At 64.2% G+C, this 22,290-nt stretch carries 24 protein-coding genes; 10 read left to right on the top strand and 14 right to left on the bottom strand.

Going from position 1 to position 22,290, the window contains the following annotated elements; all coding sequences use genetic code 11:
* Nucleotides 1–117: 117 nt before the first annotated feature.
* From trmD to pyrF, 6 genes are all read right to left on the bottom strand, one after another.
* Nucleotides 118–849 carry a tRNA (guanosine(37)-N1)-methyltransferase TrmD gene (trmD, locus tag ACTIFF_RS01160; RefSeq protein WP_439535164.1) on the bottom strand — a complete coding sequence of 244 codons (732 nt, stop codon included), beginning with the start codon at nucleotides 847–849 and terminating at the stop codon, nucleotides 118–120.
* Nucleotides 831–1,334, bottom strand: a complete 504-nt coding sequence (gene rimM, locus ACTIFF_RS01155) for a ribosome maturation factor RimM (RefSeq protein ID WP_439535362.1) — start codon at nucleotides 1,332–1,334, stop codon at nucleotides 831–833. The genes trmD and rimM overlap by 19 nt, the downstream gene beginning before the upstream one ends.
* Before the next feature lie 38 nt (nucleotides 1,335–1,372).
* Complete coding sequence (gene rpsP / locus ACTIFF_RS01150) at nucleotides 1,373–1,609, bottom strand: 30S ribosomal protein S16 (RefSeq protein WP_069039486.1); 237 nt, start codon at nucleotides 1,607–1,609, stop codon at nucleotides 1,373–1,375.
* Nucleotides 1,610–1,697: 88 nt separating this feature from the next.
* Nucleotides 1,698–3,623: an ATP-binding protein gene (locus tag ACTIFF_RS01145; RefSeq protein WP_439535163.1), complete on the bottom strand. Its 1,926-nt coding sequence runs from the start codon at nucleotides 3,621–3,623 to the stop codon at nucleotides 1,698–1,700.
* Nucleotides 3,620–4,540, bottom strand: a complete 921-nt coding sequence (locus ACTIFF_RS01140; protein WP_439535162.1) for an ABC transporter substrate-binding protein — start codon at nucleotides 4,538–4,540, stop codon at nucleotides 3,620–3,622. Before ACTIFF_RS01140 ends, ACTIFF_RS01145 begins: the two co-directional genes overlap by 4 nt.
* A 142-nt stretch (nucleotides 4,541–4,682) precedes the next feature.
* A complete protein-coding gene (gene pyrF / locus ACTIFF_RS01135) occupies nucleotides 4,683–5,423 on the bottom strand; it encodes an orotidine-5'-phosphate decarboxylase (RefSeq protein WP_439535161.1) in 741 nt (246 codons plus the stop codon).
* 163 nt (nucleotides 5,424–5,586) lie between these two features.
* Between pyrF and ACTIFF_RS01130 the strand changes: the two genes are divergently transcribed.
* The gene (locus ACTIFF_RS01130; protein ID WP_439535160.1) at nucleotides 5,587–7,038 is read left to right on the top strand and encodes a hypothetical protein; all 1,452 of its coding nucleotides are present in this window, start codon (nucleotides 5,587–5,589) and stop codon (nucleotides 7,036–7,038) included.
* Here ACTIFF_RS01130 and ACTIFF_RS01125 read toward each other — a convergent pair.
* Nucleotides 7,035–7,865, bottom strand: a complete 831-nt coding sequence (locus ACTIFF_RS01125) for a YihY/virulence factor BrkB family protein (protein ID WP_439535159.1) — start codon at nucleotides 7,863–7,865, stop codon at nucleotides 7,035–7,037. The two genes, ACTIFF_RS01130 and ACTIFF_RS01125, sit on opposite strands and share 4 nt — an antisense overlap.
* Before the next feature lie 99 nt (nucleotides 7,866–7,964).
* Between ACTIFF_RS01125 and wrbA the strand changes: the two genes are divergently transcribed.
* The gene (wrbA, locus tag ACTIFF_RS01120; protein WP_439535158.1) at nucleotides 7,965–8,558 is read left to right on the top strand and encodes an NAD(P)H:quinone oxidoreductase; all 594 of its coding nucleotides are present in this window, start codon (nucleotides 7,965–7,967) and stop codon (nucleotides 8,556–8,558) included.
* Nucleotide 8,559: 1 nt separating this feature from the next.
* Nucleotides 8,560–8,919 carry a DUF2069 domain-containing protein gene (locus tag ACTIFF_RS01115; protein ID WP_439535157.1) on the top strand — a complete coding sequence of 120 codons (360 nt, stop codon included), beginning with the start codon at nucleotides 8,560–8,562 and terminating at the stop codon, nucleotides 8,917–8,919.
* Between the two features lie 33 nt (nucleotides 8,920–8,952).
* Here the strand turns inward: ACTIFF_RS01115 and ACTIFF_RS01110 are convergent, their stop codons facing one another.
* The 5 genes from ACTIFF_RS01110 to ACTIFF_RS01090 all read right to left on the bottom strand — a co-directional run bounded on the left by ACTIFF_RS01110 (nucleotide 8,953) and on the right by ACTIFF_RS01090 (nucleotide 15,130).
* Nucleotides 8,953–10,497 carry a 2-isopropylmalate synthase gene (locus tag ACTIFF_RS01110; RefSeq protein ID WP_439535156.1) on the bottom strand — a complete coding sequence of 515 codons (1,545 nt, stop codon included), beginning with the start codon at nucleotides 10,495–10,497 and terminating at the stop codon, nucleotides 8,953–8,955.
* A gap of 237 nt (nucleotides 10,498–10,734) precedes the next feature.
* Nucleotides 10,735–11,502, bottom strand: coding sequence for a CDP-diacylglycerol--serine O-phosphatidyltransferase (gene pssA, locus ACTIFF_RS01105; protein WP_439535155.1), 768 nt, complete (start codon nucleotides 11,500–11,502; stop codon nucleotides 10,735–10,737).
* A gap of 187 nt (nucleotides 11,503–11,689) precedes the next feature.
* Nucleotides 11,690–12,706 (bottom strand): ketol-acid reductoisomerase, encoded by a 1,017-nt coding sequence (ilvC, locus tag ACTIFF_RS01100; RefSeq protein ID WP_305626031.1) that lies wholly within the window; start codon nucleotides 12,704–12,706, stop codon nucleotides 11,690–11,692.
* A 71-nt stretch (nucleotides 12,707–12,777) separates the two neighbouring features.
* Nucleotides 12,778–13,269 (bottom strand): acetolactate synthase small subunit, encoded by a 492-nt coding sequence (gene ilvN / locus ACTIFF_RS01095; RefSeq protein ID WP_257080453.1) that lies wholly within the window; start codon nucleotides 13,267–13,269, stop codon nucleotides 12,778–12,780.
* A 151-nt stretch (nucleotides 13,270–13,420) separates the two neighbouring features.
* Nucleotides 13,421–15,130 carry an acetolactate synthase 3 catalytic subunit gene (locus tag ACTIFF_RS01090; RefSeq protein ID WP_257095174.1) on the bottom strand — a complete coding sequence of 570 codons (1,710 nt, stop codon included), beginning with the start codon at nucleotides 15,128–15,130 and terminating at the stop codon, nucleotides 13,421–13,423.
* A 196-nt stretch (nucleotides 15,131–15,326) separates the two neighbouring features.
* On the opposite strand from ACTIFF_RS01090, the gene ACTIFF_RS01085 reads away from it, so the two are divergent.
* From ACTIFF_RS01085 to ACTIFF_RS01070, 4 genes are all read left to right on the top strand, one after another.
* The gene (locus tag ACTIFF_RS01085; RefSeq protein ID WP_439535361.1) at nucleotides 15,327–15,893 is read left to right on the top strand and encodes an RNA polymerase sigma factor; all 567 of its coding nucleotides are present in this window, start codon (nucleotides 15,327–15,329) and stop codon (nucleotides 15,891–15,893) included.
* Complete coding sequence (locus tag ACTIFF_RS01080) at nucleotides 15,890–16,312, top strand: DUF3619 family protein (RefSeq protein ID WP_439535154.1); 423 nt, start codon at nucleotides 15,890–15,892, stop codon at nucleotides 16,310–16,312. The genes ACTIFF_RS01085 and ACTIFF_RS01080 overlap by 4 nt, the downstream gene beginning before the upstream one ends.
* The gene (locus ACTIFF_RS01075) at nucleotides 16,312–16,764 is read left to right on the top strand and encodes a DUF3106 domain-containing protein (RefSeq protein WP_439535153.1); all 453 of its coding nucleotides are present in this window, start codon (nucleotides 16,312–16,314) and stop codon (nucleotides 16,762–16,764) included. The genes ACTIFF_RS01080 and ACTIFF_RS01075 overlap by 1 nt, the downstream gene beginning before the upstream one ends.
* Nucleotides 16,765–16,850: 86 nt before the next feature.
* Nucleotides 16,851–17,282: an RDD family protein gene (locus ACTIFF_RS01070; protein WP_439535152.1), complete on the top strand. Its 432-nt coding sequence runs from the start codon at nucleotides 16,851–16,853 to the stop codon at nucleotides 17,280–17,282.
* Nucleotides 17,283–17,312: 30 nt separating this feature from the next.
* Here the strand turns inward: ACTIFF_RS01070 and lptG are convergent, their stop codons facing one another.
* The gene (gene lptG, locus ACTIFF_RS01065) at nucleotides 17,313–18,386 is read right to left on the bottom strand and encodes an LPS export ABC transporter permease LptG (protein ID WP_305632554.1); all 1,074 of its coding nucleotides are present in this window, start codon (nucleotides 18,384–18,386) and stop codon (nucleotides 17,313–17,315) included.
* A gap of 2 nt (nucleotides 18,387–18,388) precedes the next feature.
* Complete coding sequence (gene lptF, locus ACTIFF_RS01060) at nucleotides 18,389–19,471, bottom strand: LPS export ABC transporter permease LptF (protein ID WP_439535151.1); 1,083 nt, start codon at nucleotides 19,469–19,471, stop codon at nucleotides 18,389–18,391.
* A 127-nt stretch (nucleotides 19,472–19,598) separates the two neighbouring features.
* Between lptF and ACTIFF_RS01055 the strand changes: the two genes are divergently transcribed.
* From ACTIFF_RS01055 to ACTIFF_RS01045, 3 genes are read left to right on the top strand one after another with little or no spacing between them, the layout of a single operon-like run.
* Entirely contained in the window at nucleotides 19,599–21,092 is a 1,494-nt protein-coding gene (locus ACTIFF_RS01055) for a leucyl aminopeptidase (RefSeq protein ID WP_439535150.1), read from the top strand.
* 4 nt (nucleotides 21,093–21,096) lie between these two features.
* Entirely contained in the window at nucleotides 21,097–21,525 is a 429-nt protein-coding gene (locus ACTIFF_RS01050; RefSeq protein WP_439535149.1) for a DNA polymerase III subunit chi, read from the top strand.
* Nucleotides 21,522–22,268, top strand: coding sequence for a hypothetical protein (locus ACTIFF_RS01045; RefSeq protein ID WP_439535148.1), 747 nt, complete (start codon nucleotides 21,522–21,524; stop codon nucleotides 22,266–22,268). The genes ACTIFF_RS01050 and ACTIFF_RS01045 overlap by 4 nt, the downstream gene beginning before the upstream one ends.
* The last annotated feature ends 22 nt before the right edge of the window (nucleotides 22,269–22,290 follow it).

Below are 22,290 nucleotides of genomic sequence, written 5' to 3'. Positions count from 1 at the left end.
AACTCCTGGTCAGTGGCATTGCCTTGCCGCAGAGCACCTGTTCCGTGATGCGCGCATTTATTGAAGTGATCCATACCGCGACCACCCTATCTACTTCAACCGCCGTTACTTCATCTTCTACAGCAGGTCCGGCCGACGCTTGCGTGTCAGCGCCAAAGCCTGCTCGGCGCGCCAGCGCCGGATACGGGCATGATCACCCGACAACAGCACTTCCGGCACCGTTTCGCCTTCCCACGTTTCCGGCCGCGTGTAGTGCGGACAGTCGAGCAGGCCTGCGACAAATGAATCCTCGACCGCCGAATTTGCGTCATTCAGTGCGCCCGGAAGCTGGCGAATGATGGCATCCATCAGCACCATCGCCGGCAATTCACCGCCGGACAACACGAAATCACCCAGCGATATTTCCAGATCGACATGGCGGTCGATCAAGCGCTGATCCACCCCTTCATATCGACCGCACAACAAGACAAGCGCCTGCGCGCCTGACAGGTCCATCACGCGACGATGCGTCAACCGCTCGCCCGCCGGTGAAAAATGCACCACTTTCACCGCGCCGGCGTGGCGTGCCCGGCACGCCGCAATCGACTGCGCCAGTGGTTCCGCCATCATCACCATGCCAGGTCCTCCGCCATAGGGACGATCATCCACGGTACGGTGGGCATCGGTCGCGTAATCGCGCGGATTGACATAATTCGCGCGCCACAGCGACCGCTCCATCGCGCGTCGCGTGATGCCGCTGCGCTCGATGGCCGCAAACATTTCAGGGAACAGCGTGATCACCTCGAAGGCAATGCCCGCCTTTCCGACGCCGCCTTCAGCGCCGTCAGCCCCTACCACTGCGCGTCCCATTCGACGCGAACCACACCTGCTTCGCGATCAACATCAGTTACCACCGCCGACACAAACGGGATCAGGCGTTCGACGGGCATGTCGCCCGCTGACGCGTCGACCACAACCAGTACAGCGTCGGCGCCGGTTTCCAGCAGCCGGTCGATGTGACCAAGTGTCACGCCCGCAGTGTTGATGACCGTCAGACCTATCAGGTCGCCCCAGTAATACTCATCTTCGGCGGTATCCGGAAGCTCATGGCGCGGCACTGCGACATACAGGCCGACCAGCTTTTCCGACCCATTGCGGTCATCGCAGCCTTCGAACTTCACCACCGGCCCGGTGTTCTGCAGTTTCAACGCAGACAGCTTCAGCGTGCCCCACTGATCAGCCGGCGCGTCCGCATCGGCATGAACACACCAGTCACGGATCACTTTCCACGACTGAGGATCGTCACCGAATGGGTGCAGCCTCAACCAGCCCTGCACGCCGAACGGCGCCGACAGTCGCCCGAGAACGACCAGGGTGCTCGCCGAGCCGGAAATCAGGCGACCTTCTTGACCAGACGGGCGACCGTCGGGCTCAGTTGCGCGCCGACACCGGTCCAGTAAGCCAGTCGTTCAGCGTTGACCGACAGGCCGGTGCCTTCCGGCGCGATCGGATTGTAGTAACCGACGCGTTCGATGAACCGGCCATCGCGACGATTGCGGGAATCGGTCGCGACGATATTGAAAAACGGGCGCTTCTTGGCACCCCCACGCGCGAGACGGATGACGACCATTACACTTCCTTCGAAACGAGGAAAACCCGCGATATTAGCGAAGAACCCACTACGCAGCAAGACATTCACCGCGCAACCGCGGACAACCTCAGGCGACAGGGTTCTGCGATTGCGCAAGAACCTGCTGTATCAAGGCGCGCAGCCGGGCCGGTCGCACGGGCTTGTGCAATACCGGGTAGCCGCGCGCAGTCGCCATGCGCCTCACCTGCGGATCGGTGTCACCGGTTACCAGCGCTGCGGCGATCTCACCCTTCTGCTCGGCGAGCAGCGTATCGAGCACGTCGATACCGGTCGCGACGGCTGCAAGCCGAAAATCGCACAGGATCAGTGCCGGCGCCTTGTCGCGCTGCCGGATGGCGTCGCGCGCTTCGGACAATGTTCCGGCACACAGCACTTCGCAACCCCATGAGGCCAGCAGGCCGGCGATGCTCGTGCGAGACCCCGGATCGTCATCGATGACGACAACGAACAGCGAAAGCCGGGCGGGCATCACTTCCGGCACCTCTTCGGGCGTCGGGCGGTTGCCACTTTCGACACGGGGCACTTCGATCGCGAACACCGACCCCACGCCGGTCCGTGAACGCACGGTCACCTCGTGGCCAAGCAATCCGACCAGGCGCCGCACGATGGCCAGCCCGAGCCCGAGACCCTGGCCGCGCGCGCGCGCCGGATTCTGCAACTGGTAGAACTCCTCGAAAATCATCTCGAGCGCCTCGTCCGGGATGCCCGGACCCGAGTCACGCACCTCGATGCGCAACTGATCGCCGCGACCCCGTACGGCGATCAGCACGCCGCCTCGCTGCGTGTAGCGCACGGCGTTGGACACCAGATTGATCATGATGCGTTCAAGCAGCAGCGGGTCGGTATCCGCCCATGCATCGGTTGCGCGCAGCTTCAGGCGCAGTCCGCGCTGCAGTGCATCGGCCGCGAAGTCATCAACGATGCGGGACAACAGCGGTTGCAACGCAAATTCCGAACGACGTGCCGTCACGCCGCCAGCGTCCAGCTTCGACATGTCGAGCAGCGCATCAAGCAGATCTTCCATCGCGCCGACCGATTCCTCGATCTGCCTGATCAGGGAACGATGTTCGGAGCCCCGCAAGCGCTCCGCCAGTTCAGCAACGAACAGTCCGAGCGCGTGCATCGGCTGGCGAAGGTCATGGCTGGCGGCTGCAAGAAAACGTGACTTCGCGTGATTGGCGCGTTCGGCGTCGTCCGTGCGACTGCGCAACTGGCGGGTCGCGTCAGCGATGCGCGCTTCAAGCTCGTCGCGCGCCCGCGTCAACCGCTCGGCCATGTTGTTCACGCCTTCGCCCAGTATGCGCAGCGACCCGCCTCCCGCCACCGGCACACGCTCGTCGAGATGACCGTCGCCAATGCGCCGGACCACGCGCGAAACCTCGCGCACCGGTCGGGTCACCGTCTGGCTGATGCGGATCGCAAAGGCGCTGGCCGCCAGCAGGACGCAGGCGATGACGATCGCGCTGGTCACGGCGAAATCGGTCTTCAGCGCATCGACCCGCTTGCGCGACACCTCGACCAATACCCAACCGGTGGGGCGATTGTCGGCAGTGCCTTCGGTGAGACCGTCGAACATATCCTCGTCACCGATCACCGCACTGCGCACGATGGGTTCGATGAACAGCGTCGACGATTCAAGCTCAACCAGTGCCAGTCCGGCCGGCCGGGCACCCGGCACATAGGCTTCGCGGCTGAGCAAACCGCCCGACACCACGAGGTCACCATCGCGGTTCGAAACCATGATGCCGGTGACGTCGCGTTCGCGCCGCGCGGCTTCGATCAGGGCCACCAGTGCATCGGTATTGCCGGAAAACACGCCGTAGTCGGCGGACGCCGCGACCTGACGCGCCGTGGCGTGACCCCGTTCGACCAGGGCGCTTTCGAGTGCGGCAAGGCGGTCCAGCACCAGCCACACGCCACCGACAAGACCAGATACCAGCAGAGGCGCAAGTGCCACCAGCAGAACGCGGGATCGGATTCCCCAGTGCTTCATGGCGATTTCTCCTGCTGCACCAGTTGATCGCGCAGGGCTTCGGCATCGGCGATCCGCAGGCCGAGCGAGCGTGCAACATGGGTATTCACCGACACCGTGAAGTGACGGGGAAAGCGCGCAGGCGGCCAGTTGCGTTCAAGTGTCCAGCCGATCATCGCGTCGGTGGCCTGACGCGCCATCTGTTCGGGCGTCGAGTAAAGCGACATGACTGCGCCGGCACGCACGTAGGCAGCGGAAAATCCGACGACAGGTATGCGGGCACGGAAGGATGTGAGCAGCAGATTGCGCACGGTGCCGGCGTTGTGAACACGCGGATCCGGCAGTGCGAGAAAAACCTGCGACTGCTCGAGAACCTGCGAGAGCGACGAGAAGAGCGACGCTTCGCCGGTGAAGGTTGCGGATATCAGCTGGAGCGGCGTACTGGCCATCGCCTCGCGCAGCGGCTGCAGCCTTTGTGGTGTTTCGGCATCGGCCATTACACCGATGCGCCGCACTTCGGGCAATGCCAGACGGATCAGCGCCACCTGACGCGAAAAGGGCTGATCGATATGGATGGCCGACCACCTGCGCGCATCACCTGCCACCATCGCTTCGTAGGCCGCTTTCGGCACCAGCGTGGACAGCACCGGCACCTTGACCTCGCTCTGCACGAGCGTGCGCAGCGCACTCGCGCCGACCGCGACCACCAGATCATGCGAGTCGAGCGCCTCGGGCGAAAAGTCTGCCCGCGACAGCACGGCAATCGAATAGCCACCACGCGCTCCGCGCTCCGCCTTCAATGCATCGGCAAACTCCGCATAGGCACCTCCCGAATCACTGAGCAGAACCAGGACGGACGCTGCCAGCGCCGCCGGCGTACCAAGCAGGAGAAACGCGCACAGCAATGCGCCGGCGGCCCGGAAAAACCGGGCGCGCATGGACCACCGGGCGGGTGTATGTGCCGACGCAAGCACGTGAACGCGGTACTGCCCCGACGCTGACTGAAGACACAATGAGTATGCTGCAAGGCTCACGCGCAAATCATCATCCGAAGGGCTGATGAAGTGCGCAGGCTCCCTTTCAGCAGACACCCAGCGCCTGTGCGATCTGCTGTTGCATCTGGCGCGCGGCTGCAGCCGGATCGGCCGCATTGCGGATCGGGCGCCCGACCACGAGGTAATCGGCGCCGTTGGCAAGCGCCTGCGCAACATCGACTGTACGCTTCTGGTCATCAGACGGCCGGTTCTCGACCGGCCTGATGCCCGGCGTCACGACCAGCACGCGCGAACCGAGTTCGGCGCGGATCGCCGGGGCTTCAAGACCCGACGACACGACACCGTCGCACCCGGCGGCCAGCGCGCGCCGCGCACGCGACAGCACAAGTGCGTCGACATCGCAGGCAAAGCCGAGATCGTCCAGATCGCCGCGATCGAGGCTGGTCAGCACGGTCACCGCGAGAATCTTCAGCGCGCCCTTGTCGGCGCCAGCGGCTTCCATGATGGCCTGATTGCCGTGCACCGTTGCAAAGGTCGCACCGCTGGAAGACAGCGCGCGGACCGCTGAACGCACGGTTTCGGGCACGTCGAAGAACTTCAGGTCGACGAACACCTTCTTGTCGCGCTTCACGAGCCAGTCGAGCAGCTCGAAGTAGTTGCCGGTCATGAACAGCTCCAGACCGATCTTGTAGAAGCGAACCGCGTCGCCCAGCTGGTCGACGATGGCGCGCGCCCGATCGGCACTCGGTACATCCAGGGCAACGATCAGCCGGTCGGCCGGGTCGATGATGGGGCGTTCAGCGCTGGCGGGTCGGAAGTCGGTCATGATCCAGAATGAAGTGAGGCGTATGGCCTGCGCACGAAAAGCCCGAGTTTACTAGAATCGTCCCTACCTTCTTCCGCTGCAACGATCACTCACGATGTCTTTTCCCGCTTCCGTATCGCCCGTACTCGAAGGGCTCATCCGTGACGCGCGGACGGGAGACGGCATGAGAACGGTGCTCAACTGGCTCGCACAGCCGGCCGACAGCCAAGTCGGGGTTGAATCGGCCGCGCTGTCCGCCCACCTTGACATGCTCGACCATACGAACGTGGCACAGCCTGCCCGCGTGCGCATTCTCGATATCTTCCACGACCGTGCACGAACCTGCGCAGCGGCCCTGAAGCCCGAACTTGCGGCGAGTGCCCTTCCGGTCGAACATGGGATGCGCACCACCGCGGAAACGCTCTGTTTGCTGCATATGCGGCTCGCCCGCGCCTATCTCGAGGCACTCGCAGAGGGCGCGGCCCATCGGCCCGAACGTACCGCAGGACACGCCATGGTGTGCGTACTCGACGCCTATGCACTCAATGTGCTCATCGCGGCCGATGACCCGCCGGGCATGTGGGGCACCGCCAATGCGCTGTTGATGCATGCGCGGACCGTGGCTGCGCCGGTTGCCAGCCGTCCCGGTTCCGTTGACGCGGAGCAGTTGTACCGGCAGCTGGTCGCGCTGGCGCTGGCCCAGCCGCCCAACCTCGCCCCCGCCGATTTCTTCCGGGTGGCCGAGTACGTGCGCAGCTACTCGGGTGCGGTGCAGATGCAGGTGCAACCCCCGCATCGCGACCTGGATTCCTGGTTCTGGCTCGACGACGAGATCGACCACGGCCCCACCGCGCTCTTGCGCACACCGGCCGACATGGAACGCACCGGGCACATTCTTTATTGTTCCTGTCAGCGGCTGGGGCAGGTACTCGGACAGCACCTCGACCTGATCGACGAAGGTGGCAGTGCCGGTGAGCTGCATCTGCCTGCCTGTCTCGAACAACTGCCGACACGCCGGCTGATGCGCATGCTCCAGTCGCGCTGGATGTCGATGCCCAGGCGCCAGCAGGCTCGCCGTGAGCGCGTCCAGGACGTGCGCATGCTGATCGGGTTTGACGCGATTTGGGCACTGCTCGATCGGCGCGATGCCTCTCCGGACTGGCAGAACTGCAGTTCGCACTGGATCATCCAGAACGACAGTGCGAGCGGCTTCGCGCTGAGCCTGGCGAGCGGACAGACCGGACTTGTACGTCCGGGCACGCCGGTGATGATCAAGGGCATCGATTCGCGGAAATGGATGATCTGCGTGGTGCGCTGGGCACGCAGCGGACAGGCTGACCAGATGGAAGTCGGTGTCGAGCTGCTCAGTCATGGCGCACAGGCCGCCACGGTGATATTCGGCACCGAGCGCGCATCCGGTCGCATGTCGGTCGCAGCACTGCGGCTGCCGCCGCTGACCACGCGGCGCCCGCAGCCAGCCCTGATGCTGCAAACGGGCGCCGCAGTCGGGCGCGACATCCTCATCGCGCATGCCGCTGGCGAGCGCCTGCGGCTGGGCGACGCCCGGTTGTCGGACCTCACCCTGCAAACCCACGCCTTTGAACTGTTCGAGCTTGAAGAACTGATGACGCCCTAGGGTCTGCCTGCGTGCAGCTCCGCGGTCAGGCTGGCGCCGAACAGCACGATGCTCCAGAACAGATAGAGCCACAGCAGAAAAACCGGCAAGGTGGCCAGTGCGCCGTACACCAGCTCGTAGCCCGGTACGTGATCGATGTACACGCTGAGTGCCTTCTGCATCAACGACAGCATCGCCGTGGCGACCAGCGCACCGGTCACCGCGTAGCGCACCGATACGCTGGCGCGCGGCAGCATGCAGTACAGCAGCAGCAGGAACGCGGCCGTCACCAGCGCAGCAGCTGCGCGCAGCAGCGTGAGCTTGAGCCAGGTCGGCTCGTCGATCAGGCCGAGCGATGTGGTGACCGCATACAGGCTCAGCGCGGCACCGGTGCCCAGGGCCAGCGGTGCCAGAAGCGGCAGGCCGAGATAGACGAGCACCGTCTGGCGCAGATTGCGTCGCGGCGCCTGTGACCACATTGCATTGAGCGCATGGTCAGCGGTGCGCACCCACACCCAGGCGCTGACCAGCAGCACCAGCAGATCGGCCGACGACAGGCGCCGCGCCTTTGCGACGAAGCGCATGGCGTGGCGGACCACCGATGCGCCTGTTTCATCCGGCAGCAGCGCACCGGTCAGATAGGCGCGCAGCGGTTTCGCGACGCGCAGCCCATCGGGCAACAGATCGGCGATTTGCTGCGCGAGCACCAGAAGCGGAACCAGCGCGAACAGCAGCGCGAGTGCCAGTGCAGCAGCGGATTGGGCCGCATGGGCGTCCCGATGGCGACGGGCTGCGGCCGCGAGTGTCCGAAAAATGCGGATGAGCGAAACCGGGAAACGGGAGGACATGTCGTACGCAAGGAGGAACGGGAAATTCGATGACCGAGGCCAGGGCCTGTACACTCAGCCACCTCATTGTGCTGGATCACCTGCGTTGAAAGAAATCCGGTGAAGGAAATTCTGGTTCTGTACTACAGCCGCAATGGCTCGGTGTTCAATCTGGCACGCCAGATAGGGCGCGGCATCGATTCGGTCGACGGTGCGGCCGCACGACTGCGCACCGTACCCGCCGTATCGACGGTGTGCGAGGCGGTGGCATCGACAGTCCCGGACAGCGGCGCACCTTATGCCGAAGCACGCGATCTGGAAGAATGCGTCGGCATGGCGCTGGGCAGTCCGACCCGCTTCGGCAACATGGCCGCGCCGCTCAAGTATTTTCTCGACGGCAGCAGCCCGCAATGGCTGTCGGGTGCGCTGTCAGGCAAGCCGGCTGCGGTGTTCACCTCGACCAGCTCGCAGCACGGTGGCCAGGAAAGCACGCTGCTGACGATGATGCTGCCGCTGTTTCATCACGGCATGTTCATGATCGGCCTGCCCTACTCCGAACCCGACCTCGCCACGACGCCCAACGGCGGTACGCCCTACGGCGCAAGCCATGTGGCGGGCGCCGATGGCGACAACCGGCTGACCGAGCCGGAGGCACGCCTCGCCTTCGCACTCGGCCGAAGGCTCGCGCTCACTGCCCTCAAACTGGCCGCATGACATGACCGCACGTCACTGGAACCTGATGGCCAGCATCAGCCTGGTCGCCCTCATCCTGCTCGGCCTGGCTTGGGAGCTGTGGCTGGCGCCGTTGCGCCCAGGCGGATCCTGGCTGGTGCTGAAGATCGTGCCGCTGCTGGCCGCGCTGTTCGGCATCCTGCGCGGCAAACGCTACACGCACCAATGGATGTCACTGCTCAGCCTGGTCTACTTCACGGAAGGCATCGTGCGCGCGACATCGGACAGCGGGCTGTCGGCACATTTGGCAACCGTCGCGACAGTGCTGACCACCACGCTGTTTTTTGGCTGCATGTTCTACTCGAAGCTGACCGCGCCAAGCCGGCTGGCTGCCGCGGAGTGACAAAGGCCGGCGCCGTGGGCGCCGGCCCCGAGGTCAGATCGGGCTTTCACCCTGGGGATTCAGCTTCTGCTTGCCGCGCAGCTTGTTCAGTGCGTTGATGTAGGCCTTGGCCGAAGCCACGATGATGTCGGTGTCGGCGCCCTGACCATTCACGATACGCCCACCCTTCGCCAGGCGGACTGTCACTTCGCCCTGCGCATCGGTACCGGTGGTGATCGCGTTGACCGAATAGAGCAACAGTTCGGCGTTGCTCGCCGCCACCATTTCGATCGCCCGGAACGCTGCGTCGACCGGGCCGCTGCCCTTCGATTCGACGGTCGCCTCCCGACCTGCATCGATGAGCGTCACTGCGGCATGCGGCGTTTCACCGGTTTCCGAACGCACGCTCATGGCGACCAGCTTGTACAGCTCCTCTTCCGGCGTGACCGACTCGTCGCTCATCAGCGCCTGCAGATCCTCGTCGAAGATTTCGTGCTTCTTGTCGGCAAGTTCCTTGAAGGCGGCGAACGCGACGTTCAACTGTTCTTCCGACTCGACCACGATGCCCAGATCGTTCAGGCGCGCGCGGAATGCGTTTCGCCCCGAATGCTTGCCGAGCACCAGCTTGTTGGTGTTCCAGCCCACATCCTCTGCGCGCATGATTTCGTAGGTTTCGCGGTGCTTGAGCACGCCGTCCTGATGGATGCCGGACTCGTGCGCGAAGGCATTGGCACCGACCACCGCCTTGTTCGGCTGTACCGGATAGCCGGTGATGGTCGACACCAGGCGTGACGCCGGCACGATCTGCGTGGCATCGATGCGCGTCTCCAGGCCGAACACATCACGCCGGGTGCGCACCGCCATGACGATTTCCTCGAGTGAAGCGTTGCCTGCCCGCTCGCCCAGTCCGTTGATCGTGCACTCGACCTGACGTGCGCCAGCCATCACCGCGGCAAGCGAATTGGCGACCGCCATCCCGAGATCGTTATGGCAGTGCGTCGACCAGATGACCTTGTCGGCGCCCGGAACCCGCTCGATGAGCTGCTTCATGCGCTCGGCCCACTGCGCCGGCACCGAATAGCCGACAGTATCGGGCACGTTGATGGTCCGGGCACCCGCCTTGATAACCTCGGTGAAGACGCGTACGAGGAAATCGATGTCGCTGCGCACGGCGTCTTCGGCGGAAAACTCCACGTCATCCGTGTACTCGAGCGCCCAGCCGACCGACTTGATCGCCTGCGCGACGACCTGATCGGGCGTCATGCGCAGCTTCTTCTCCATGTGGATCGGGCTGGTCGCGATGAAGGTGTGGATGCGCCCGCTGGCCGCCGGTTTGATCGCCTCGCCAGCCCGGCGGATATCGCTCTCGCTGGCACGAGCGAGCGAGCACACGGTGGATTCACGGATGGTTTCCGCCACCGCGCGCACGGACTCGAAGTCACCGTTCGAAGCGGCTGCGAAGCCGGCTTCGATGACGTCGACACGCATGCGTTCGAGCTGGCGGGCAATGCGCAACTTCTCGTCGCGCGTCATCGATGCGCCGGGGCTTTGTTCGCCGTCGCGCAAGGTGGTATCAAAAATGATCAATCGTTCAGACATGACTTTCTCCGGTATCAGACTGGAATGTTCGGCGTACGGGATCTCACCGCGGTGGCGTTGGCGCACGGCGGGCAGACTTCAGCAAATTGTGGGGAGGAATTAGTGTGCGCGCGAGCGCAGCAGCGGCCGGGCCAGCAGCAGGCGGCGCAGCGAGAGGGAGGACGACGGAAGGCGGATCGCGTTCATGCACCCGAATATAAATGCAATTCCGCGGCCCGGCAATGTCCGTTTTTTGATTCAGGCCGGAGGCGGGGTCGATTTCCGGGTGAAGAATTTCGCCAGCAGCATGACGTAACCCGACAGTGCGTAGGCGACGAACAGGCCGAACAGCACGATCGGCGGGTTCACCGACACGGCAACGAAGGCCAGTACGAACCCGAAAATGACGATGAACGGTACGCTGCGCCGCAGATTGATGTCCTTGCCGCTCCAGAATTTCACATTGCTGACCATTGTCAGGCCGGCAAACAGGGTGATTGCGAACGCCGCCCAGCGCATATCGGAGCCGGTGTAGCCATTGTCGGTCGTGACCCACACGAGGCCGGCCACCAGCGCGGCCGCAGCCGGACTGGGCAAGCCCTGGAAATAGCGCTTGTCTACCGTGCCGAGATTGGTGTTGAAGCGCGCCAGTCGCAACGCCGCGCCTGCGCAGTAGATGAAGGCGGCAATCCAGCCCCATTTTCCGAGGCCACGCATGGCCCACTCGTAGGCGATCAGCGCAGGCGCGGCGCCAAAGGACACCATGTCCGACAGCGAGTCGTATTCGGCGCCGAACGCCGACTGGGTGCGGGTGAGGCGTGCCACACGTCCGTCCAGGCCGTCCAGCACCATGGCCACGAAGATCGCGACCGCAGCGTATTCGTACCGCCCGTTCATGGCCTGCACGATCGCGTAAAAACCGGCAAACAGCGATGCGGTGGTGAACAGGTTGGGCAGGATGTAGATGCCGCGCCGGCGTTTCAGCGGATCGGCGGGTTTTACATATTGCGGGTCGTACTCTGACATGCATTCACTCCGGCAAACCCCACGCGACGGCGGCACGCAAGGCAGAACACTGTGTTCAGGGCGATCCGGTTCGCCTTCATGGACGATCCTTTTCGCATGGCGCAAACGGAATCATCCAATCCCGGAATGGAAAAGCCCGATCGGTCCGCGCACGCGCGCAGACGGATCGGGCTGAACCGGAACCGAATCAGTTCTTCGACTGGTCGACCAGCTTGTTCTTCGCGATCCACGGCATCATCGCACGCAGTTCGGCACCGACCTTCTCAATTTCGTGATTGGCGGTCAGACGGCGACGAGCCGTCATTTCCGGGTAGTTGGTGCGGCCTTCGAGAATGAAGCGCTTGGCGTAGTTGCCGTTCTGGATGTTGTCCAGGCACTCCTTCATCGCGGCACGGGCTTCCGCACCGATGATGCGCGGGCCGGTCACGTACTCACCATACTCCGCGTTGTTCGAGATCGAGTAATTCATGTTGGCGATGCCGCCTTCGAAGATCAGGTCGACGATCAGCTTCACTTCGTGCAGGCATTCGAAGTAGGCCATTTCCGGTGCGTAGCCCGCATCGGTCAGCGTTTCGTAGCCGGCCTTGATCAGTTCGACCAGACCGCCGCACAGCACGGTCTGTTCGCCGAACAGATCCGTTTCGGTCTCTTCGCGGAACGAGGTTTCGATCACGCCGCCCTTGGTGCCGCCATTGGCGGCCGAGTACGACAGCGCGAGATCACGCGCCTTGCCCGATTTGTCCTGATACACGGCGATCAGCGACGGAACGCCGCCTCCGCGCAGGTATTCGGAACGTACCGTGTGGCCCGGGCCCTTCGGCGCAATCATCACGACATCGAGGTCGGCGCGCGGCACGACCTGGTTGTAGTGGATGTTGAAGCCGTGCGCGAATGCGAGCGTCGCACCCTTCTTGATGTTCGGCTCGATATCGCCGTAGTACACCTGCGGAATGTTCTCGTCCGGCAGCAGGATCATGACCAGATCCGCGCCCTTCACCGCCTCTGCCACTTCCTTCACCTTCAGGCCGGCACCTTCGGCCTTCTTCCACGATGCACCGCCCTTGCGCAGGCCGACCGTGACCTTGACGCCGGAATCGGACAGGTTCTGGGCGTGGGCATGGCCTTGCGAACCATAACCGACGATGGTGACTTTCTTGCCTTTGATGAGGGACAGGTCAGCGTCCTTGTCGTAGAAGACTTTCATGGGTTTTCCCTTGTACGTGTGGGTTTGAGCGGTGGTGTGGTACGTGACGGTGATACGGATTCGGTTGCTGCCTACAGACGCAGGATGCGATCGCCGCGGCCGATGCCGCAGACGCCGGTGCGCACGGTTTCCAGGATCAGCGACGCATCGATGGCGCCGACGAAGGAATCGAGTTTGGACGTGTTGCCGGTCAGCTCGATGACATAGGTCGAGTCGGTCACGTCGATGATGCGGCCGCGGAAGATGTCGGCGACCCGCTTGAGTTCTTCACGGTCCTTGCCGGTCGCACGCACCTTGATCAGCATGAGCTCGCGCTCAACGTGTGCGGCTTCGGACAGGTCGACCACCTTGACCACTTCGATCAGCTTGTTCAGCTGCTTGGTGATCTGTTCGATGATGTCATCCGAACCGGTGGAAATGATGGTCATGCGCGACAGCGACACGTCTTCGGTCGGTGCCACGGTCAGCGATTCGATGTTGTAGCCGCGAGCGGAAAACAGCCCGGACACGCGAGACAGTGCGCCTGCCTCGTTTTCGATCAATACGGATATGACGTGCCTCATTGCGAGCGCCTTGGTAGGGATTGCAGAGACCGCTGCCGCGGAGACGGGCTGCCGGAGGCCGGTGCCCGGTGCCTGCCGGGCGGGTAATCCCGGCAGGCGGACTGGTCGGCTGGGCCGGCCAGTTCCGCGTACAGCAGCGTTCGAACTACGGTTACAGGTCTTCCGAAGACAGGATCATGTCAGTCAGACCCTTGCCGCCCATCACCATCGGATAGACGTTTTCGGTCTGGTCGACCTGGAAGTCGAGGAACACCAGATCATTCTTACGTTTGAACGCCTCGCGCAGTGCGCCTTCGACATCGCCCGGCTTTTCGATGCGCATGCCGATGTGGCCATAGGCTTCTGCGAGCTTCGGGAAATCCGGCAGCGAATCCATGTACGACTCGGAGTAGCGGTTGCCGTGGATAATTTCCTGCCACTGCCGAACCATGCCCAGATAGCGGTTGTTGAGGCTGCATATCTTCAGAGGAATGCGGTACTGCTTGCAGGTCGACAGTTCCTGAATGTTCATCTGCACCGAACCTTCGCCCGTCACGACCGCGACCGGCGACCCCGGGTGGGCGAGCTGCACGCCGATGCCGTAGGGAATGCCGACGCCCATCGTGCCCAGGCCGCCGGAGTTGAGCCAGCGACGCGGCTTGTCGAACTTGTAGTACTGGGCCGCCCACATCTGGTGCTGGCCGACGTCGGACGTCACGAAGGCATCGCCCTTGGTCACTTCCCAGAGCTTTTCGATGACGAACTGCGGCTTGATGATTTCGTCGCTCTGCTTGTACTTCAGGCAGTCGCGACGGCGCCATTCCTCGATCTGCTTCCACCACTCGCCGAGCGCTTCCTGATCGGGGCGGTCGGCCGAGCCATCGAGCAGGCGAAGGATGTCGTCCAGCACGTCCGGCAGGTTGCCGACGATGGGCACATCCACCTTCACCCGCTTGGAGATCGACGACGGATCGATGTCGATGTGGATGATCTTGCGGGCAATGCGTGCGAAGTCAGCCGGATTGCCGATCACCCGGTCGTCGAACCGGGCGCCGACGGCAATCAGCACGTCGCAGTACTGCATCGCCATGTTCGCTTCGTAGTTGCCGTGCATGCCGAGCATGCCGACGAACTGCTTGTCGGTCGCCGGGTAGGCGCCAAGGCCCATCAGCGTGTTGGTGCACGGCGCGCCGAGCGTGCGCACGAGCTTCGTGAGCTGCTCCGAACAGTCCGACAGGATGACGCCGCCGCCGGCGTAGATCATCGGGCGCTTGGCGTCGAGCAACAGCTGTACCGCCTTCTTGATCTGGCCCTGATGCCCCTTGATGATCGGATTGTACGAACGCATCGTCACCGATTTCGGGTACTCGTACTCCGCCTTGGCGATCGTGATGTCCTTCGGAATATCGACCAGCACCGGGCCCGGGCGGCCGGTTTTCGCGATGTAGAAGGCCTTCTTGATCGTGCTGGCGATGTCCTTCGCGTCCTTGACCAGGAAGTTGTGCTTCACGCACGGGCGTGTGATGCCGACCGTGTCGCACTCCTGGAAGGCATCCTGGCCGATGGCAGCCGTCGGCACCTGACCGGAAATGATCACCATCGGGATGGAGTCCATATACGCCGTGGCAATGCCGGTGATGGCATTGGTGACACCGGGACCGGACGTGACGAGCGCAACCCCTACACGGTCAGTCGAGCGCGAGTAGGCATCGGCCGCATGCAGCGCAGCCTGTTCGTGCCGGACGAGTACATGGCGTACCGCATCCTGCTTGAAAAGCTCGTCGTACAGATACAGGACGGCACCGCCCGGATACCCGAACACGTATTCGACCTTTTCTTCCGCAAGGCACCTGACTACAATTTCCGCTCCGGTCAATAGCATTGAAGCACCTGTATAAAATTTCCGGAAAAGCGCCAGAGGGTAGCCTGCACCTGTTGCGTGGTCAAGGCATTTGTCCGCCGCCGGCCCGACGATCCGGGCTGATCAAGGTGCCCCGCCCGCCGGGAACCTGGCCCCCATCCGATCGATCCAGAACACACTGACCGTTCGGCGCTGATCACCCCTAGAAGGAATCAATCTGGCTTCCAGAGAAGAACTGTCGAGCTTTCTTGCCGCCGTGGAACGCCGCGCCTTCAAGCAGGCTGTTTTCGCGTTGCGCAACGACGAATCCGCGCTCGACGCCGTGCAGGACGCAATGCTCAAGCTGGCCGAAAAGTACAGTGACCGGCCGGCGGGCGAGTTTCCCATGCTGTTCCAGCGCATCCTGCAGAACGTCATCCGCGACGCATTCCGGCGGCGCAAGGTACGCTCGACCTGGACGACACTGCTGTCGGCCTTTTCGGGCGCGGATGACGATGACGATTACGACCCGCTTGACACCATGGTGATCGACGATCCGTCGTCACTCGGCCGCAGCCCGGAGCAGAACGTCGGGCAAGCGGAAGTGATGGCGCTCATCGAGCGGGAGATTGCCCGGCTTCCGGGCCGTCAACGGGAGGCGTTCCTGATGCGTTACTGGGAAGAAATGGATATATCCGAAACTGCGGCGGTCATGGGCTGTTCCGAGGGCAGTGTGAAGACGCACTGTTCGCGCGCCACGCACTCTCTGGCCGCCGCCCTGAAACTGCGCGGCGTCAAGCTATGAACAATCCTGTCACCACAACCCGCCCGAGTGCGCTTGAACAGGCGGCGATCGGTCAACGGGCGCATGCCGCACTGGAAGCCGCCAGTGCCGCGCTGCCGCCTGACATCGTATTCCGTCTCGGCCAGTCGCGCGAAAAGGCGCTCGCGTTGCATGCGTCGAGGCGGCGGGCGCCGATCGCGCTGTTCCAGCTGGTCGGCTTTCCGGGCTCAGGCCAGCACTGGCTGCGCGACGTCGTCACTCCGGCGCTCGGCATCGTCATGCTGGCCGTGATCGCCACAGTTGCCGGGCAGTACTCCGCGAACGCCAATCACAGCGAAGTCATCGAAATCGACAGCGCGCTGCTGACGGACGACCTGCCGATCGATGCCTACCTCGACCGTGGCTTCACCGCCTGGGTCGCGCACCAGGGAGGCGTCTGATGCGCGGCCTGCTGTGCGTGGTTTCGGTCGTGCTGGGCATGGCCGCTGCAGTGCCTGCACAGGCCGGCGACCAGCCAGACTGGCAGCAACTGAGCGCCGCGCAGCGCGATGTGCTCGCCCCGCTGGGCGGCGACTGGAATCACCTTGACGATGATCGGCGCCGAAAATGGCTCGATCTGGCGCAGCGATTTCCGTCGATGACGCCCGATGAACAGGCGCGCATGCGCGCTCGCATGAGCTACTGGTCCAGCCTTACACCGGAGGAGCGGGTCGAGGCACGCGAGCGCTACAAGCGCCTGCAGGCCATGCCGCCCGATCAGCGCGAAGCACTTGCGCGCAAGTGGGAAGCCTACGAAAGCCTGTCGCGCGAAGAACGCAAACGCTTCAATGACAGTCAACGCCCGGCAGAGAAAGCGCCGGGCGCCGCCGCCGCGACCCCGGTACGCAAGTAAACTGTGCACGTTCTCCAGGGTTCGCCGGAGTGCGCTTCGCATTTCAGCAAGCCTTGGGTCGCCATTCCACGCTGCCTGACTGCCCGATGTCCGACCTCATCCGTTTTCCGGCCGCCGGCCTGCGCCGCCGGCTCGCCTCGCTGCTGTACGAATCCCTGTTGCTGCTGGGCGTGCTGGCCGCTGGCTTCATGCTGCCGTATCTGGTGATAGGCCTGTTCTTCGAGGTCGCACCACAGGGCTGGTTTGCCTGGCTGCACGCCGGCTCGCTGCTCGGCCTGTATTTCGTGCATTACTGGCACACCGGCGGGCAGACGCTGGCCATGCAGACCTGGGGGATCCGGGTGGTCGATGCGACGCAGGACAACCCGCCGCACTGGCGCCGCGCCACGCTGCGCTATCTGCTGAGCTGGCCTTCGGTGCTGTTCTGCGGCGCCGGACTGATCTGGGCACTGTTCGATCGCGAGCGCCAGTTTCTGCACGACCGGCTGGCCGGCACGCGGGTGATCCGCGTCAAGTAACCTGTCTGGAACGTCAGGTGGAGGGGACGCTCATCGCCGGTCTTCCCACCACAGCATGGCGGCCGCAGCGAACATGAAGAGCAGTCCAGGCGTCAGCGCCGCAGCATAGGGCGGCCACGAATTGATGGCGCCCAGGTTGGAAAACAGCCCGTTCAGCATGTGGAAGAACACGCCGATCATCACGCCGGTAAACACCTTGATGCTGACCGCGGCGTTGCGGTTGTGCATGTAGGCAAACGGCAACGCAAGCGCCAGCATCACGATGCAGGCGAGCGGATAGGTGAATTTCTTCCACAGCGCAATTTCGTAGCGACCGGTTTCCTGCCGGTTGTCGACCAGGTGCTGGATGTAGTGCCAGAGCTTCCAGGCGGACATGCGTTCGGGCACGACCAGCATCACACTCATCACATCGGGGCTCAGACCCGATTCCCACACCAGGCTGTCCGATCGGCTCACGCGCGCACCCTTGTCGGTGAATTCGGTGCGGGTGACGTCGGTCAGCGTCCAGCCCTCGGGCGGCAGATAGGCGGCTCCGGCGGCTTCGAGCACCGACAGCAGCACACGGCTGTCGTTGAACTCGAAAATGCGAAGCTGCTGCAATTTGCCATCGGGCGTCACGCTGCCCACATTCACGAAGTCGTTCTCGTCCTTGATCCAGAAGCCGCTGCGGAATTCGCTGGTCAGCAACTGCGAGCGGGCGGCGAGCTTCAGTTCCTGCGCCGCCTTCTCGGCGGGCGGTGCAACGAACTCGCCGGTCACGAAGGTCAACACCACAAAGGGCAGCCCGATGCGTGCCAGCAGACGCAGCAGTTGCGGCGTGGACACGCCGGATGCCCGCAGCACGGTGATTTCGGAGTGGCGCGACAGCGTGGTCAGCGAATACAGCCCGCCGATCAGCACGGCAATCGGCAGCGTTTCATACACGCGACCGGGCATGGTCAGCACGGTGTACATCACCGCATGCTCCAGCCCGTAATTGCCGCGCCCGAGGTTGTCCAGTTCGTTGATCAGGTCGAAAAAGCCGAACAGGCCGAGAAAGGATGCCAGCACCAGCAGGGTGGCCAGCACGACCTCGCGACGCAGGTAGCGTTCGTGTATCAGCATGATCAGCGATTCAGCCAGGCCCGCGGCACGTGTGAATACGTGCGCCAGGCAAACAGGAGTGCGAGCAGCAGGAACATGCCGCCGTGCAGCGACCACAGTGCGCTGGACAACGACAGCTTGCCCTGCGCGACCCACGCCTGCGTGATGCTCAGCAGGTTTGAATACATCAGGTAGATCAGCAGCGCGGTCAGCAGATTGGTGGCGCGGCCGGCGCGCGGATTGACGAAGGAAAGCGGGATCGCCAGCAGCGCCAGATTGAGCGCAGCGATCGGCAGTCCGATGCGGAACGCCAGTTCGCCGTTGTTCGGCGGCGTCGGATCGGCCAGCAGTTCCTCGACCGTACGCAGATAGGGCCGCGACTCCACGCCCTGCGCCTCGCGCGTTTCGATGCGCACTGCGTAGCGCTCGAATTCCATCACGCGATACTCAGGGCTGCCCGGCACGCCCTCATAGCGGCGCCCTTCGAGCATCACGACAAATCGGTCGCCGTTTTCCACCGTCTGCGTGTAGCCGTCGCCGGCCACCATCACCCCCAGCTTGCCCTTGTCGGTCGTGCTGACGAAGATGTTCTTCACCGCACCCTCCTTGCCCTCGCCGCTCTCGACGAAGAACACGCGGTCTGCCTGGGACGACTCGCGGAAACTGCCGGGTGACATCTGGGCCACGTCATCGCGATTGCTCATGCGGGTGCGGAATTCGGCGCTCTTGTTCAGCGCCCAGGGCGCAAGATAGAGCGACAGCACCGCCACGAGAACGGTCAGCGGCACGGCAAACACCAGCACCGGGCGTATCCAGGCGGTCAGCGACACGCCGGTCGAAAACCACACGACCATTTCCGAGTCGCGCCAGCTGCGCGACATCGACAGCAGGACGGCGATGAACAGCGTGAGCGACAGGATGACCGACATGTAGCGCAGCGCGCCGAAGCCGAGCAGCGCCATCACCGCTTCGGATGCCACCTTTCCGCCGGCCGCCTGTCCGAGCAGGCGGACAAGCTGCGTGGACAGCACGATGGCAAACAGGGCCACGAAGACCGTCAAGGCTGTGCTGGCGAATTCGCGCAGGGCGGCGCGCTGGAAGATCAAGCCTGGGGCTCCGTGCGAAACGGCTCTGCGCCGGGGCGCATCGCAGCGTTCTTTTTTGACTCGTGTGCGGCTTCACGCCGATAATCAGGCGGTTTGAAGCGGCGCGAATTGACTTGAGGAGAAGCGGGTGGAATTTAGCATAAAGAGCGGCAGCCCCGAGAAACTGCGCACCGGTGCGCTGATCGTCGGCATCTACGAATCCCGCAAGCTCACTGCCGTGGCCGCTGCGCTGGACGCGGCGAGCAAGGGCCGCATCGGCGAAATCACCGGCAGCGGCGACATGGAAGGCAAGGCGGGCAGCACGCTGCTGCTGCACAAGCTGCCGGGCGTTGCCGCCGAGCGCGTGCTGCTGGTCGGTCTGGGCAAGGAGAAGGAATTCGGCGCCCGCGAGTACCGAGACGCCGTGGCGGCAGCCGTGCGCGCGCTGCGCGACACGGGTGCTTCCGACGCGGTGTGCGCGCTGGCCGACGAGGCGCCGCGCAAGTCCGGCGGCGCGCGTGCGCTGCGTCAGGCTGCGAGCACCGTGCTCGACGTGTTGTACCGCTACGACACGCACGCGCGCCATAAAAAGGACGAGTCGCGTGCGCTGGCAAAGATGGCCTTCACGCTGCCGAAGAAGTGCAGCGCCAGTGCGGCGGAAGAAGCGCTGGTGCAGGGTGCGGCCATCGGCCACGCCCTCGCCTTCACGAAAACCCTGGGCAACCTGCCGCCCAATGTGTGCACGCCGACCTATCTGGCCGAGCAGGCGCTTGAACTGGGCCGCAAGAGCGGCATCGCGGTGACCGTGCTGGAACGCGCCGACATGCAGAAACTGGGCATGGGTTCATTGCTGTCGGTGTCAGCGGGCACCCGCCAGCCGCCGAAGTTCATCGCCATGGAGTATCGCGCCGGCAAGAAGGCCGATGCGCCGGTGGTGCTGGTCGGCAAGGGCGTCACCTTCGACTCCGGCGGCATTTCGCTGAAGCCCGGCGAAGGCATGGACGAAATGAAGTACGACATGTGCGGCGCCGCCAGCGTGCTCGGCACGCTGCAGGCCGTCGCGGCGATGAAACTGCCGATCAATGTGGTCGGCCTGATTCCGACGGTCGAAAACATGCCGGGCGGCGCGGCAACCCGTCCGGGCGACGTGGTCAAGTCGATGTCGGGCCAGACCATCGAAATCCTGAACACCGACGCCGAAGGTCGGCTCATCCTGTGCGATGCGCTGACCTACGCCGAACGCTTCGAGCCGGCCTGCGTGGTCGACATCGCCACGCTGACCGGCGCCTGCATCATCGCGCTCGGGCACGTCACCAGCGGCCTGATGGCGAACGACGACGCGCTGGCCGACGAGTTGCTGGCCGCCGGCCAGAGCGCGCTCGACCGCGCCTGGCGGCTGCCGATCTGGGACGACTACCAGGAGCAGTTGAAGAGCAACTTCGCCGACATGGGCAATATCGGCGGTCGCCCGGCCGGCTCCATCACCGCCGCCTGCTTCCTGTCCCGCTTCACGAAGAAGTACAAGTGGGCGCATCTGGACATCGCCGGCACCGCCTGGAAGAGCGGCAAGGACAAGGGCGCAACCGGCCGGCCGGTGCCGCTGCTGGTGAATTTCCTGCTCGAACGCGCCGGCAAGCTCTGAGCCCATGCCCCGGGTCGACTTCCACCACGACGCGCCCGACAAGCTGCGCCACGCGTGCGAACTGGTCGCCGGCTGGCACGCTGCCGGGCGCCGGGTGTGGATCCATTGCGCCGATGACCTGCTCGCGGCGCGCGTCGACCAGATGTTGTGGACCTTCGAGCACCTCGCCTTCGTGCCGCATGTGCGCGACGGCCATCCACTGTCTGACACCAGCCCCGTGCGCATCGGCCGCGATCCTGCGCTGGCGCCGGCCGACGCGGTGCTGCTGAACCTGTCGTCCCAGGTGCCGGAGGGCTTCGATCAGCGCGAGCACATCGTCGAAATCGTCGGTCGCGACGCCGAAGACCGCGAAGCCGCTCGCGCGCGCTTCGTGGTCTACCGGCAGCACGGCTGTGACCTGCACACCCGACATGCCACGGCGGAGACCGCATGAGTGACGACCTGCTTGGCCGGGCGGACAGCCTGATGCGGCGCAGCCGCAGCTTCGTGGCCGGTCATGCCGCGCCAGCCCCGGTCGACGACGGCATTCCGCTGCTGACCGAAGCCATCGATCTCGACGCGCTGATCGCTGTCCCGGAACCGGAAGACCGTACGGCGGAAATCACCGCACAGGTCACGACAGAGGTGACGGAGCGCGTGACCGCAGACGTGACTGCCGACGTGACCGCTGCAGTGACGGAGAGGGTGACCGCCGAGGTGACGGCACGGGTCTCTGCCGAGGTCACGGCTGCGGTGACGGCAGACGTGACGCAGCAGGTCACCGAGCAGGTCACGCGCAAGGTCACCGAGCGCGTCACGCAGGAAGTCGCCGCGCAGACACGGCTAGATCTGCTGGACGAGGCCCGCCATGCGGTCCGGGCGGAACTCCGGGACGCGCTGCAGCAGAACACGTCGCATGCCCTGACGCAGCAGTTCGGCGATCTGGCGCCGCTGATCCAGAGTCTGATCGACGACTGGAGCCGCACCACCTTGCCGGCGCTGGTCGGGCTTGAACTGCGCGCCGCGCTCGAAGCCTCGATGGGCGCTGCCGTCGACAACGCCACGGCGCGCATCCGCGATCAGGCGGTGCTCGACCTGCGCGACACCATCGCCGGTGAAATCGAGGCGCGCAGCGTGGCAGTGGTCACCGCCGCGCTCTCCCGCGACCCGTCGGAAGCACCGGACCAGCCTTTATAATCGACGGTTTGCTTTTACGCGA

The sequence above is a fragment of the Methyloversatilis sp. genome, from assembly GCF_051861465.1.
GTDB lineage: Bacteria > Pseudomonadota > Gammaproteobacteria > Burkholderiales > Rhodocyclaceae > Methyloversatilis.
Note: the sequence above shows the minus strand (reverse complement) of the source record. Positions and strands in the feature narration are given on the sequence as shown.